Here is a 13,265-nt window from a genome sequence, read left to right on the forward strand (position 1 = left end):
CCGCGGATTTCAGACCCCCTTGGGTATTCATGTTGCTGACGGGCTACGCCTCCAGGACCACCGGAATGATCATTGGACGGCGGCGCAGCTTCCGGTTGACCCAGGTACCGATGATCCTGCGGACCACCTGCTGCAGTTGGTGGTTCGTGTGGTCCGTGTGGTTAAGCACGGCCTCTTCGAGTGCCGCGTTGATCTTGGGAACGATCTCGTCGAATACCGAGTCGTCCTCGGCCACGCCACGGGCGTGGATTTCCGGGCCAGAGACGATCTTGCCGGTAGCGCGGCTGATCACGGTGATGACGGAAATGAAGCCCTCATCGCCCAGCACGCGGCGGTCCTTCAGGTCGGCGTCGGTGATTTCGCCCACGCTGGAACCATCCACGTAGACAAATCCAACTTCCACCTGGCCCACGATGTTCGCCACGTGGTCCTTGAGGTCGATGACCGTGCCGTTGTCGCTGAGGATGATGCCTTCGGACGGCACACCCGACTCCAGGGCGATGTTTCCGTTGGCGATCAAGTGCCGGGTTTCACCGTGCACAGGCATGGCGTTGAGCGGCTCAAGGATGTTGTAGCAGTAGAGCAATTCCCCGGCCGCTGCGTGGCCTGAGACGTGGACCTTGGCCGTGCCCTTGTGAATGACGTCGGCACCTAGCTTGAGGAGGCCGTTGATGATGCGGAAAACGGCGTTCTCGTTGCCGGGGATCAGGCTGGACGCCAGGATGACGGTGTCCCCCTTGCCGACGATCACGCGGTGGTCGCCGTTCGCCATGCGCGAGAGTGCCGCCATCGGCTCACCCTGGGAGCCGGTGGACATGAGGACCACACGGTCATCGGGCATGTTGTCGATGTTCTTGATGTCCACCAGGATGCCGTCCGGCACCTCCAGGTAACCCAGCTTGGCGGCAATGGCCATGTTGCGGACCATCGAACGGCCCACGAAGGCGACCTTGCGTCCGTGCTTGGCTGCAGCGTCGAGGACCTGCTGGACGCGGTGCACGTGGGAGGAGAAAGAGGCCACGATGATGCGCTTCTTTGCCTGTCCGAACAAGCGGTCCAGCGTGGGTCCGATTTCCTTCTCGGCCGTGGTGAACCCGGGGACATCTGCGTTGGTCGAGTCCGCCATGAAGAGGTCCACGCCCTCTTCGCCGAGCCGGGCAAAGTGCCGGAGGTCCGTGATGCGGCCGTCCAGGGGCAGCTGGTCCATCTTGAAGTCGCCGGTGTGCAGGACGTTGCCGCCCTCGGTGCGGATGAAGACCGCCAGCGCATCCGGGATGGAGTGGTTGACTGCAACGAACTCACACTCGAACGGACCGAACTGCTCCACCTGTCCCTCAGTGACGGTGAGGGTGTACGGCTTGATCCGGTGCTCCTGCAGCTTGGCTTCCACCAGCGCGAGGGTCAACTGCGAACCGATCAGCGGAATGTCGGCCTTGAGGCGCAGCAGGTAGGGAACCGCGCCGATGTGGTCCTCGTGGCCGTGGGTGAGGACCACTCCGACGACGTCGTCCAGCCGGTTCTCGATGTAGGAGAAATCGGGCAGGATCAGGTCCACACCAGGTTGCGTTTCCTCGGGGAAGAGCACCCCGCAGTCAACAATGAGCAACTTGCCGTCGATTTCGAAGACCGCCATGTTGCGGCCGATCTCTCCCAGTCCACCGAGCGGAACGATCCGCAGCGTGCCTTTGGGCAGTTTCGGCGGCGTAACCAGTCCGGGAAGGGCGGTTTGGGTCATATTGTGCTACTTTCCGGCGGAACCGTCCTGGACGTTGAAGTCCATTCCGGCTTCCGCCAAATCCCCGCGGATGATGTCGATCTCGGCCGCGTCCGGCTCCACGAGGGGCAAACGGACAACCGAGTTGGGCAGGACTCCCTGCCACTTGAGAATCTGCTTGGCGGCTACTGCGCCCTGGACCCGGGTCATGGTTGCACGAACCACGGGCTCCAGTTCAAAGTTGATGGACCGCGCCGTAGCGAGGTCGTTGTTGTTGACGGCGTCGATCAGCTCGCGGAACCGTCGCGTGGCCACATGGGTGGTGACGCCCACCAGGCCAACAGCACCCAGCGCCATCCACTGCAGGGTCAGGCCGTCGTCGCCGGAGTAGAAAACGAGGTCGGTCTCGGCCATGACACGCGTGGCGGCAGCGAAATCAGCCTTCGCATCCTTGACCGCAACGATGTTGCGGTGCTTGGCCAGTTCGATCATGGTCTCCGGCGCGATGGCGATGGAGGAACGGCCTGGAATGTCATAGAGCATGACCGGCAGGTCAGTGGAGGAGGCGACGGTTTCGAAGTGGGCACGCACGCCGGCCTGGCTGGGCTTGTTGTAGTACGGGGTGACGATCAGGAGACCATCGACACCCAGTTCAGCGGCCCGTTGCGAGAGGTGCACCGAGTGCGCGGTGTCGTTGGTGCCCGTGCCGGCGATGATGGCAGCCTTGCCGCCCACGGCTTCCTTGACGGCCCGGAACATACCGAGGTTCTCGTCGTCCGTCAGGGTGGAGGTCTCTCCGGTGGTGCCGGTAACTACGAGTCCATCGCAACCGTCCTGGACAAGCTTTTCTGCCAGCGCTGCGGCTTGGTCGTAGTCGACCTTGCCGTCCTCAGTAAAGGGGGTGACCATGGCGGTCAGCAGGGTACCAAGGGCGGGAATGGGCGCGCGAACGTCAGACATAGGAAAAACGTTACCCTGTCACAGCCCCGTTACAAGAATGGGGCACAGTTATCACGCGGGCTTGCGTGTCCGCGCGGGCTCCTCCGAACAGTACCGGCTTACCGCGCGCTCTTTGAGCTGCTCCGCCCAAGTGACCAGGCGCTGGGAAGCCCGGACGTACTCGAACAGTTCCAGCGGCGTCAGGGATTCCACATCGGTTTCCGACAACCTGCGGGCCAATTCAGCGCCCGGAGCCTGCTCCGCGAGCACTGTGCCCTCACTGTTCCAGTGTGTGTCCTCGGGAGGTTCGCCAGCCACGAGTTGCCTGAAAAGGAAGTCGACCACTCCCGGACTCATCGCTCTCATGGGTCCGCACGGACCGGCCGGCTGTTTTGGAACATCGCTCATGCGGCCATGTTATTCGAACACATATTCGAATACAAGGCTGTGGGGCCAGGAGTCCGGCAGCTGGCCTGTCCCAGGCATGGCACCCCGGACATGAGACGATCGCACCATGACTTCGCAAGAGATGGCGCCCCCGCGGAAGGCACCAGGCCACCGCACGGGCCCTTCACGGCTGACCGGCATCGATGCAGCCAGAGGAGCGGCTCTTCTTGGCATGATGGCCACACACCTGCTGCCTACCTTTGGCCCGGCGCCCCATTGGGAGCCAACCATGGTGGGGCTGGTGTTCTCCGGCAGGTCTGCAGCACTCTTCGCTGTACTGGCCGGAATCGGCTTGGCATTGGCGACAGGCAAGCAGGAGCCGCGCAGCGGAGCTGAGCTCTGGTCCGCCAGGGGCGGCGTGGCCATGCGCGCCCTGGTGATCGCCGTCGTCGGCCTTGCCCTGGGCGGCCTGGAAGTCAACGTCGCAGTGATCCTGGTGCATTACGCTCTCCTGTTCCTGTGCATCCTGCCCTTCCTGGGTTTGCAACTGAAGACGCTGATCTTCTGGGCGGTGGGATGGCTGGTGGCCTCGCCAGTCCTCGCGTACCTGACCCGCCCCTTGCTGTTGGACGAGAACCCGCCATTGCAGTTGGGACACAACCCCGGCTGGGAGGATCTGGGAACCCCCACCCGATTGCTGGCTGACCTGTTCTTCACCGGCTACTACCCTGTGTGCCAGTGGATTTCGTACCTCTTGGTCGGCCTGGTGATCGGGCGCCTGGCGCTGACGAAGGCGAAGGTCCAGCTGATGCTGCTTAGCGTTGGAATCGTCGTTGCCAGCGTAGCGAAAGTCGTTGGGGTCTTGGCCATGGAAGCGTGGGGTGGCCGGGCTGCCCTGTCGGTGCTGCCCGGCACCAGGGGCTATCCCTTGGAGAGCATGCTGCAGGTCAATCTCACGGGGCTGCAGCAGGTGGATTCGTGGTGGTGGCTGGCCACGGCGGCGCCACATGCTGGTACCACGCTGGATTTGTTGCACACCAGCGGCGTAGCTGCCGGAGTCGTGGGTTTCTTCCTGGTTCTTGGCAGGCTTGCCGAACGCATCAGGGTCAATTTCCTGATGGTGCTCAGCGGGCCCGGCGCCATGACGCTAAGCCTGTATTCGGCACATGTGTGGGTGGTTTCGGGCTTTACCAACCAGCCCCTGCCTGCAGCGTGGACGAACGAAGGCATGTACTGGGCACAGGCGCTGTGCGCCATTGGCATCGGCGTTTGTTTTGCCTTGCTCAGGCGGCGGGGACCGCTTGAGTGGGCGGCCCACACGGCATCGAGGTTGGGCAGTTACCGCCCGGCGGCAGTGGGCTGAGAGCGGAACAGCTTCACGGCGTCGCGCATGGACGCCCGGGCGCGTTTACGGTCACCTGAGGCGTCATAGGCACAGCTGAGCCTGAACCAGGAACGCCAATCCTCCGGGGCGGCCTCGGCTTCAGCGCGGTACTTCTCGAACTCGGCATCGGCAGCGGCGCGCACAATCCGCCCGCCCGGCGTCCGGGGCAGGGTGTCCTCCGGCAGGCCACCTTCGGCTTCCAGGACCTTGGCCATCTGTTCGGTACGTGCACCGAAGAGCAATTCACGTATCAAGGCCCAGGCCCCAATGACCGGAAGCACCAAGTAGGCCGCGCCGATTCCCTTTGCCACCAGGTTGGGGTCTCCGAGCAGAAGGAACGAGCGCTGCACTGAAACCACCAGGTACAGCACCAAAAGCAGTGTGATGGCACCTACCCAGATCTTGGTGCGGTTCTTCTTCAGGGTTGTCAGGAAATGTGCCACGATTTACAACCCCAAGTCCAGGTAGCCGTCCAGGCCCACCGTCAGGCCGGGGTTTGCTGCCACTTTCCGCAGCCCCAACAGGACACCGGGCATGAAGGAGGCACGGTCGAAGGAGTCGTGGCGCAGCGTCAACTGCTCGCCCGGACCGCCGAAGAGCACTTCCTGGTGGGCCACGAGCCCGCGGAGGCGGACGCTGTGCACGCGGATGCCGTCCACATCGCAGCCCCTTGCACCATCCAGGGACGTTTCGGTGGCATCCGGGCTGGCCGGGACGCCGGCCTCCTGGCGCGCTTCGGCGATCAGCTGCGCGGTACGCACTGCGGTGCCTGACGGCGCATCCACCTTGTTGGGGTGGTGAAGTTCGATGATTTCCACGGACTCGAAGTACTGCGATGCCTTCGCCGCGAACGCGCTGGCCAGCACCGATCCAAGGGCAAAGTTCGGGGCGATCAGGACACCGGTGCCCGGCTTCTGCTCCAGGAGGGTCCGCAGGGCGTCCAGCCGGTGCGCATCCCAACCGGTGGTACCCACAACAGCGTGGATTCCGTGCTCAACGGCAAACCGGACATTGGTTTCGGTGACATCCGGAACGGTGAGGTCAACAACATACTGTGCACCGGCGTCGAGCAGTTTTTCCAGGGAATCACCACGGCCAAGAGCCGCGACCAGCGTCATGTCCCCAGCTGCTTCAACGGCCTTCACGGCTTCGATTCCCATGCGCCCGTTGGCGCCCAGCACTGCAACAGCAAGTTGTTCGGTCATGGCGTTAACCCTACCGCCGGGCCGTACCCGGGGAGGAACCGTGACTCCGCCCTACTCCCCTGCTCCAACCCATTCAACGGTGCCGTCGGAAAAGAACTGTTCCTTCCAGATGGGGACTTGCTCCTTGACCCGGTCCACCAGTTCCGAGCAGACGGCAAAGGCCTGGCCGCGGTGCGCAGCTGCCACGGCACACACCAGTGCGGGATCACCGATCTCAAGGAGGCCGATCCTGTGGGCGGCCCAAATGCGCACCGGCTGGTCAGCTTCGCCCGAATGCTCGGCAACAAGCTGCGCGACGACGTCGGTCATGACCTTATGCGCAGTGGGGTGGGCGCTGTAGCTCAGCCGGTCCACTGCCTTGCCGTCGTCGTGGTTGCGCACCACGCCGCTGAAGCTGACCACCGCGCCGGCAGTGTCCGATTCCACGGCCCTGATGGCCTGGTCCACCGAGATCGGCTCGGAACTCAGGACAGCGCTGACTACTTCGAAGTCCGTTTCAGTGCCCATGGCTTCCTTCCAGTTGCTCGCAGAGATGCCCGATGACGGGGTCGAGGACGGCCAGCCCGTCCATGACCCCCTTGGGCGATCCCGGCAGATTGATGATGAATGTCCTGCCAGCTGCGCCCGCATGGCCACGGCTCAGCATGGCCATGGGGGTCTTTGCCGCGCCTGCGCGCCGGATGCCTTCCATGATGCCCGGAATCTCGCGTTCCAGCAGGGGGAGCGTCATTTCCGGTGTTTGGTCATCAGGGCTAAGGCCCGTTCCCCCGCTGGTGATGACGACGGCCGGTTCCTGGGTCAGAAGGGCCCTGAGCGCGGCGCCCACGGGTTCGCCGTCGGGCACCACCATCGTGGGAAAAGTGTCGAAACCGTGCTCGTTGAGCCAGTCGAGGATGATCGGGCCGGTTTCGTCGCTGTAGATTCCGGCTGCCGCCCGGGTGGAGGCAATCACGACGCCGGCCTTCCGGGGCCCGTGCGCGTTGGGCTCGCACGCACTCATGCGTCCGCCTCCCCATGCAGGGAATCGCCGGAGACGTCCCAGCTTCCGCTCTTGCCGCCACTCTTGGACAGAACACGGATGTCGCTCAGGACGGCGTGCTTGTCCACGGCCTTGATCATGTCGTAGACACTCAGCGCGGCCACGGAGGCTGCAGTCAGCGCTTCCATTTCGACGCCGGTGACGCCACGGGTCTTGACGGTGGCCAGTATCCCCACCGAGTCCGTCGCCAGTTCAAAGTCCACGGTGACCTTGGAGATGGGCAACGGATGGCACAACGGGATGAGCTCGGGAGTCTTCTTCGCAGCCATGATGCCGGCCACCCGCGCGACCGCGAGCGCGTCGCCCTTGGGCAACTCGCCAGCGCCCAACAAGGCAAGGACTTCTGCGGTGGAGCGGACCGTGGCCGTGGCCGTGGCTTCGCGGGTTGTGACGTCCTTTTCGGAGACGTCCACCATTTGGGCAGTGCCGTCCTGCCTGAGATGGGTCAGGCCCCCGGGGCCTTGGGGGTTTTCGGAAGTGTGGTTCACAGCATCCATACTTCCACTTCGTCCCCTTCTGCGAGTTCCGTGACGTCCTCGGGGATCTGTACCAGGGCGTTGGCACGGGCAAGGGCATGGACCAGGTGGGAGCCGGCACCGCCCTCCATGCGGACCACTCCGTCCACGACGGTGCCCCGGCGCACCTGGTGCTTGCCATAGGGCGAGGTCAGGGACTCAGCCAGGCGTGCTCTCAGCGCGGGCCGCGGGGCGGGCGTCCCGGCCACGTGCGAAAGGGCGGGGCGGAGGAACATCTCAAAGGAAACGAGGCAACTGACAGGATTCCCCGGGAAACCGATGAAGGGGACCCCGTTGAAAGTACCCAGTCCCTGTGGCCCGCCCGGTTGCATGGCAACGTGCAGGAAGTCCACCGGCTGCCCGGCCATCGCTTGACGCACGACCTCGTACGCCCCTTTGCTCACTCCCCCGGTACTGACGATCACATCCACCGGCGCCTCGCCGTCGCGGTCCGCGAGGTGATGGTGCAGGACCGCCAGCAGGCCCGCCGGTTGGTCGTCCGAGATGCCAGTGCGGACCACCTCGAGTCCCGCTTGCTTCATGGAGGCTTCCAGGAGCGTTCCATTGGAGTCATAGATCCTGCCGGGCGTCAGTTCGGTGCCTGGCTCCTGGACCTCGTCTCCGGTGGTGAGCAGGAGGACACGCAGGGGCTGGCGGATCTCGACGTCGACAAAGCCCAGCGCTGCCAGCAGCCCCAGCTGGCCAGGGCCAAGCACGGTGCCGGCGGCCAATGCGAGCGCACCCTCTTCAATGTCGCTGCCGCGGTTGCGCACGTACGTCCCGGGCTCCACCTCCGGCAGATGCACCTCGGCGTCCAGGGCTCCGGGATCAGGGAACGTACCAGGTGTTGCCTTTTCAATCGGCACGACGGCGTCGGCGCCCTCAGGCATCATGGCCCCGGTCATGATGGGTGCAGCATGGCCGGCCTTCAGTGCCACCGGCGCCGCACCTGCCGGAACGGGCGCGGATATCCGGAGCTTCGCACCGCCGTCGGGAATGTCAGCGGAACGGACGGCATAACCGTCCATTTGGGAGTTGGCGAACGGAGGCAGGGACAACGGTGCGTGGAGGTCACCGGCGAGCACCATCCCGAGTGCGTCCAACAGCGGGAGCCGCAGCGTGCCTTTCCTCGCGGTCACCGCTGCCAGCAGTTCCGCCACGGCCTGGCGATGGTCTGCAACAGATCTGGGCACGGACATCCTCCTGGGGGCATGGTGGCATCCGGAAAACATCCGGACGTTCCCAGAGTAGATGCTCAGGCCACTTTGACACTGATGGTGTGGTAACCCGTGGCGCCGTCCGGGGCTACGGGAGCTTTGTCTTCGGTTTGCGGCTGGCCGGTTGCGTCGGTGGCCCGGACCTGCACTTCGTAGTCGCCAGGGGTCAGGTCGATGCCGACCTGCCACTGGCACCACGTGTCAGTGGAAATGGCGCTCGCCAGTTGTGCCCTCTGCCAGGCGCCGCGGTTGACGCGCAGCTCAACGCGTTCGATCCCACGATGCTGCGCCCAGGCAACGCCGCCAAACTGTACTTTTCCTGTTTGGACAGTCCGCCCGCTGCGTGGCACGTCGATGCGGGATTGCGTTTTGATGGGTCCGTGGTCGCTCCAGCCCCGGGGTGTCCAGTACCCGGTATCGTCGGCGAAGCGGGTCACTTTGAGTTCAGTCAACCATTTTGTGGCGGACACGTAGCCATAGAGCCCGGGCACGATCATGCGGACGGGGAATCCGTGTTCCAAGGGCAGCGGCTCTCCGTTCATGCCGACCACCAACAGCGCGTCGCGGTCGTCGGTGAGCGCTTCAAGGGGCGTGCCGGCAGTCCAGCCGTCGTTGCTGGTGGACAGCACCATGTCTGCCCCGGCTTTCGGCCCCGCCATGGCGAGCAGTTCGCGCACCGGCCAGCCCAACCACAGGGCGTTGCCGATGAGGTCGCCGCCAACATTGTTGGACACGCAGGCGATGGTGATGTGGCGTTCCACCATGGGCTTGGCCAGGAGTTCTGCGAAGTCCAGTTCGATCTCCCGTTCCACCATGCCGGTGACTTTCAGTTTCCAGGAGGGCGGGTCGATGGCCGGAACCGTCAGGGCGGTGTCGATCCTGTAGAAGTCGGCGTTCGGGGTTACCAAGGCACTGATCCCCGCCAAGGCCAACGAGGCACCTGCTGGTACGGTTTGCGCCGGCGTGGCCGGTGCGGGCAGCGTCAGCGAGCTGCGGAACCCGGCAGCCACAGCAGTGGCCCGGGTAAGAATGGTGGTCACGGTACCCCCGACCACCGCAGCCAAGGCAGTTCCGGACAGGGCATTGATGAAGCTCCGCCTGGCCAGGGGTGCCTGCCCGCCTCCGCCCTCTGCCGCAGTGCTTCCCCGCGGAACCCAGGTCTCGAGCCTGCGAATGAGCATCCTTAACAGCAGCATGGTGACTACCGCGGCAACGATCGGCGCCAGGGCCGCCTGCGGGCTGGCTTGTGCCCGGGTTACGACGGCGGTCAGTCCCGCTACGCCTGCGAGTCCCGCAAGTGCCAGCCCGAGTCCTGCCCTCCGGCGTTCAAGGATTCCTGCGAGCGCGGCCAGGAACCCGGCGACCACCACGATGGATGCCACCAGGACGATCTTGTCCGCCGTGCCAAAGAGTTGCACGGCCAGGTCCTTCACGCCGGGTGGAACGGCGTCGATCACTGCCCCGCCGAGGGCCGTCACCGGGGATACCAGCGGACTGAGGAGCCCTGCGGTAAGCTCCCCTGCCGCTATCCCGGCCGCTCCGGCAGCAAGCCCAGCAGCCGGTGCCCACAACCGCGGTCCGCCGGCAGGGCTCCCGGTCTTCGTGGGGTTCCTTACGGGCGTGCTCATGATCTGCCTCCAGGGCCGTTGTCTGTTCCGGTTGTTCCCGCGGTTTCCTTCATCACCGGAACCGGCGGGAGCGATCCCGCCGGGAGCTTCACGGCGAAGCGGCAGCCGCCGTCGACGTTGCCGACCGTCACTGATCCCCCGTGCGCCTTGACGATGCCCGCCACCATGCTGAGTCCGATGCCCGCACCGCTGTAGCTTCCCTGCAGGGCCTCAGTGGCACCTCGGGAGGGGTCCTTCTGCCACCCTGTTTCGAAAAGGTGCGGGAGGTCCTCGTCCGGAATTCCTCCGCATTGGTCCTGGACCGCGATCACCGCGTTTCCGTTGTCCCGCCCCACGCTGACGTGGACATCGGTCCCGGGCCGGCTGTAGATGATGGCGTTGAGAAGGATGTTCCGTACTGCCCGGGCCAGGCTGGGTCCATCGGCCACCGCCATGCACTCCCGATCACCGCCGCCGTCGAGCCTGATGCCCCGCTTCGCTGCCAGGGGCGCCAGGTCCGAAAGGGCATCGCTGACGAGGTCGTACAGATCCAGCGCTTCAGCGCTCAGGCGCAGGGTCCCGGCCTGGATCTTGGAGAGCTCCAGAAGGTCATTGACCATGGCGGTCATCTGCTCGGTCTGCCCGATGATCTTCCGGTAGTAGCCCTGCACATCCGCGGCCATGCCGTCCTCAAGGGCTTCCGTCATGGCACGCATGCTGGCAAGCGGGGTGCGGAGGTCATGCGAAATCCAGGACACCAGTTCCCGCCGTGCTTTCTCGATGGCAGCTTCGCGCTCCCGCGATTCGGCGAGGCTCCGGCTGCTGGCTTCAAGTTCCTGGGCCAGTTCGGCGAGCTCCGAGGTCATGGCCGGAGATGCTCCCCTGTCCTCCGTCACGGAGTGCTCGAGCGTTTCGCCACGACCAATCCGGCGCGCTGCATCCACCAGCCGCGCTGCGTTCCTGGACACTCCAGCGCCGAGCACAAGGGATAGCGCAACCGCCACGGCCGATGCCACCGCCAGGATGTACCACATCACTTCGAGGTCCCTGGCGGAGATGAACATCGCGTTGAAGGCGCTGACCATGCCCGCCACGAGCACTGCGACGGTGGCGACAACCACTAAGCAAATTTGAGCCAGTACAGAGGTCCGGCGCAGCAACCGCAGGAGAGCCAGTGTGGTGGCACCGATCAGGACGGCCCAGAAAAGGACCCATGCAAGGATGGTCCAGAGCTCGCTACCCTCCATGGGAAGCCCCGTGGTCGTCCCCGGGTGGGACGTCAAAGCGGTAGCCGACACCCCAGACTGTCTTGATGAGCTGTGGCTTGGTGGGATTAGCCTCGATCTTCTCGCGCAGCCGGCGGACATGGACGGTGACTGTTGAGAGGTCTCCGAAGTCCCATCCCCATACAGCCTTGATGAGTTCCTCACGGCTGAACACCTGGTTGGGCCGGCGCATCAGGAAAGCGAGAAGGTCGAACTCACGGGCGGTCAGGGCCAGCGGCTCTCCGAGCAATGTCACGGTCCGGGAGGCGGGATCAAGATCCAGGCCGGCGGACTGGACCCGGGGTTCGGGGGTGTAGTCCTTGATGCTTCGTCGCAGCACCGACTTGACGCGCAGAACCAATTCCCGGGGAGAGAACGGCTTGGTGACGTAGTCGTCCGCCCCCATCTCCAGGCCAAGGATCCGGTCATCTTCCGTTCCCAGGGCCGTCACCATGATGACCGGTACGGTCATGGATTGCCGGAGCCGCCGGCACACTTCAACCCCGTCCAGGCCAGGGAGCATCCGGTCCAGGATCACGAGGTCCGGCCGGCGTGTTGCGGCGAGTGTCAGGGCCGTGAATCCATCCCCCGCGGTGTCCACTTGGAACCCGGCCTGCAGGAGGTAGTCACGGACGACGTCGGCGATGGTCTGTTCATCCTCGACCAGGAGGACACGCCGGTTTCCAGGCTCCGCTGGGGACGCCGTATTTGTGGTCACGCTCCCAGCATAGATTTGCCTGCGGCACCCGGCACGCGATTATGCACGTCCGGCGCGGACCGTACGGATTCCGTAAGAACTCAATGACTGTAACCGGTGTCACTGATCCGGCCCCGGTGGCGTAGCCTGAATTTATGAGTGTTCAGTTGGGCATGCCGCTGCCCCCTTCCAGCAGTGGCGAAGGCAGCACGGAGAGCGGCGCGGCAACTCCGCCGGCCCGTCCTGCAGGCACGCCTGCAGGTTTGTGGGACCGGTATGGTCGTCGCGCCACTGACATGCGCCTTTCCCTGACCGATAAATGCAATCTCCGGTGTACTTACTGCATGCCTGCCGAAGGCCTCGAATGGCTCTCCAAGCAGGCCGTCATGACCCGGGACGAAATCGTCCGGATCGTCCGCATCGGAGTCAATGCGCTGGGAGTCCGGGAACTCCGCCTCACCGGCGGCGAACCGCTGGTGCGCGCCGATCTGGCGGAGATCATCTCCGGGATCCGAAGCGAACATCCGGATCTTCCCATCTCCATGACCACCAATGGCGTGGGCCTGGACAAGAAAGCCGCATTGCTGAAGGCGTCCGGCCTGACCCGGATCAACGTCTCCCTCGATTCGCTGCATGAGGAAACCTTCACCAAGCTCACCCGCCGACCCTTCCTGGACCGGGTCCTCGCCGGCGTGGACGCCGCATGGGCAGCCGGCTTGGGGCCGGTCAAGCTCAACGCCGTGCTCATGCGCGGCATCAACGACACCGAGTCCCCGGATCTCCTGGCCTGGGCTTTGGACCGCGGCTACGAACTTCGCTTCATCGAGCAGATGCCCCTGGACGCGGACCACGGCTGGACGCGCCGCAACATGATCACAGCGGCCGAAATCAGGGAGTTGTTGTCCCGGGACTTCGTGCTGTCCAGCGACCCCCGCGAACGCGACGGCGCCCCTGCCGAGCGCTTTGAGGTACGACGCCGGGACACCGGCAGCGGTGAAGCGTCAGGCCCGGTCCTCGGCACGGTAGGCATCATCGCCTCGGTCACGGAACCATTCTGTTCGGACTGCCGCCGGACGCGTATCACCGCGGAAGGCAAGATCATGAGCTGCCTGTTCTCCCGGGAAGAGTTCGACCTCCTGGGGCTTCTTCGTCAAGGAGCCAGCGATGCCGAACTCGCCGGACGCTGGCAGGACGCCATGTGGATCAAACCCAAGGCCCATGGCATGGACCACACAGGTCTCGGCGCAGCGGACTTCGTCCAGCCGGACCGCAGTATGAGCGCAATCGGAGGCTGAA

General features: G+C 64.7%; 14 protein-coding genes. 2 read left to right on the forward strand and 12 right to left on the reverse strand.

Translation table 11 applies throughout. The annotated features are described in order from the left end of the window. Positions 1 to 43 precede the first annotated feature (43 nt). From AB0N72_RS04250 to AB0N72_RS04260, 3 genes are read right to left on the reverse strand one after another with little or no spacing between them, the layout of a single operon-like run. Positions 44 to 1,735, reverse strand: coding sequence for a ribonuclease J (locus AB0N72_RS04250; protein ID WP_363934547.1), 1,692 nt, complete (start codon positions 1,733 to 1,735; stop codon positions 44 to 46). A 6-nt stretch (positions 1,736 to 1,741) separates the two neighbouring features. Beyond that, positions 1,742 to 2,674, reverse strand: coding sequence for a 4-hydroxy-tetrahydrodipicolinate synthase (dapA, locus tag AB0N72_RS04255; protein ID WP_363934545.1), 933 nt, complete (start codon positions 2,672 to 2,674; stop codon positions 1,742 to 1,744). 51 nt (positions 2,675 to 2,725) lie between these two features. Then, entirely contained in the window at positions 2,726 to 3,061 is a 336-nt protein-coding gene (locus AB0N72_RS04260; RefSeq protein WP_363934544.1) for a hypothetical protein, read from the reverse strand. A 106-nt stretch (positions 3,062 to 3,167) separates the two neighbouring features. On the opposite strand from AB0N72_RS04260, the gene AB0N72_RS04265 reads away from it, so the two are divergent. Next, a complete protein-coding gene (locus AB0N72_RS04265) occupies positions 3,168 to 4,403 on the forward strand; it encodes a heparan-alpha-glucosaminide N-acetyltransferase domain-containing protein (RefSeq protein ID WP_363934542.1) in 1,236 nt (411 codons plus the stop codon). Here the strand turns inward: AB0N72_RS04265 and AB0N72_RS04270 are convergent. The 9 genes from AB0N72_RS04270 to AB0N72_RS04310 are packed head-to-tail and all read right to left on the reverse strand — an operon-like array spanning position 4,379 to position 11,990. Then, positions 4,379 to 4,867, reverse strand: a complete 489-nt coding sequence (locus AB0N72_RS04270) for a hypothetical protein (protein WP_363934540.1) — start codon at positions 4,865 to 4,867, stop codon at positions 4,379 to 4,381. The two genes, AB0N72_RS04265 and AB0N72_RS04270, sit on opposite strands and share 25 nt — an antisense overlap. Before the next feature lie 3 nt (positions 4,868 to 4,870). Beyond that, positions 4,871 to 5,629 carry a 4-hydroxy-tetrahydrodipicolinate reductase gene (gene dapB / locus AB0N72_RS04275; protein WP_363934538.1) on the reverse strand — a complete coding sequence of 253 codons (759 nt, stop codon included), beginning with the start codon at positions 5,627 to 5,629 and terminating at the stop codon, positions 4,871 to 4,873. Between the two features lie 51 nt (positions 5,630 to 5,680). Next, positions 5,681 to 6,136 carry a molybdenum cofactor biosynthesis protein MoaE gene (locus AB0N72_RS04280; RefSeq protein ID WP_363934537.1) on the reverse strand — a complete coding sequence of 152 codons (456 nt, stop codon included), beginning with the start codon at positions 6,134 to 6,136 and terminating at the stop codon, positions 5,681 to 5,683. Continuing rightward, complete coding sequence (locus AB0N72_RS04285) at positions 6,126 to 6,629, reverse strand: MogA/MoaB family molybdenum cofactor biosynthesis protein (protein ID WP_363934535.1); 504 nt, start codon at positions 6,627 to 6,629, stop codon at positions 6,126 to 6,128. The genes AB0N72_RS04280 and AB0N72_RS04285 overlap by 11 nt, the downstream gene beginning before the upstream one ends. Beyond that, on the reverse strand, positions 6,626 to 7,165 hold the full coding sequence (gene moaC / locus AB0N72_RS04290) for a cyclic pyranopterin monophosphate synthase MoaC (RefSeq protein WP_363934534.1): 540 nt from the start codon (positions 7,163 to 7,165) through the stop codon (positions 6,626 to 6,628). The genes AB0N72_RS04285 and moaC overlap by 4 nt, the downstream gene beginning before the upstream one ends. Beyond that, a complete protein-coding gene (glp, locus tag AB0N72_RS04295) occupies positions 7,153 to 8,382 on the reverse strand; it encodes a gephyrin-like molybdotransferase Glp (RefSeq protein WP_363934533.1) in 1,230 nt (409 codons plus the stop codon). The genes moaC and glp overlap by 13 nt, the downstream gene beginning before the upstream one ends. Before the next feature lie 56 nt (positions 8,383 to 8,438). Then, positions 8,439 to 10,028, reverse strand: coding sequence for a molybdopterin-dependent oxidoreductase (locus AB0N72_RS04300; RefSeq protein WP_363934532.1), 1,590 nt, complete (start codon positions 10,026 to 10,028; stop codon positions 8,439 to 8,441). Beyond that, positions 10,025 to 11,254, reverse strand: a complete 1,230-nt coding sequence (locus AB0N72_RS04305; protein ID WP_363934530.1) for a HAMP domain-containing sensor histidine kinase — start codon at positions 11,252 to 11,254, stop codon at positions 10,025 to 10,027. The genes AB0N72_RS04300 and AB0N72_RS04305 overlap by 4 nt, the downstream gene beginning before the upstream one ends. After that, positions 11,244 to 11,990, reverse strand: a complete 747-nt coding sequence (locus AB0N72_RS04310; RefSeq protein ID WP_363934528.1) for a response regulator transcription factor — start codon at positions 11,988 to 11,990, stop codon at positions 11,244 to 11,246. The genes AB0N72_RS04305 and AB0N72_RS04310 overlap by 11 nt, the downstream gene beginning before the upstream one ends. Positions 11,991 to 12,124: 134 nt before the next feature. On the opposite strand from AB0N72_RS04310, the gene moaA reads away from it, so the two are divergent. Next, positions 12,125 to 13,264: a GTP 3',8-cyclase MoaA gene (gene moaA / locus AB0N72_RS04315; RefSeq protein WP_363934526.1), complete on the forward strand. Its 1,140-nt coding sequence runs from the start codon at positions 12,125 to 12,127 to the stop codon at positions 13,262 to 13,264. Position 13,265 lies beyond the last annotated feature (1 nt).

The organism is Paenarthrobacter sp. NPDC089307 (assembly GCF_040685055.1).
In the GTDB taxonomy this organism is placed as follows: domain Bacteria; phylum Actinomycetota; class Actinomycetes; order Actinomycetales; family Micrococcaceae; genus Arthrobacter.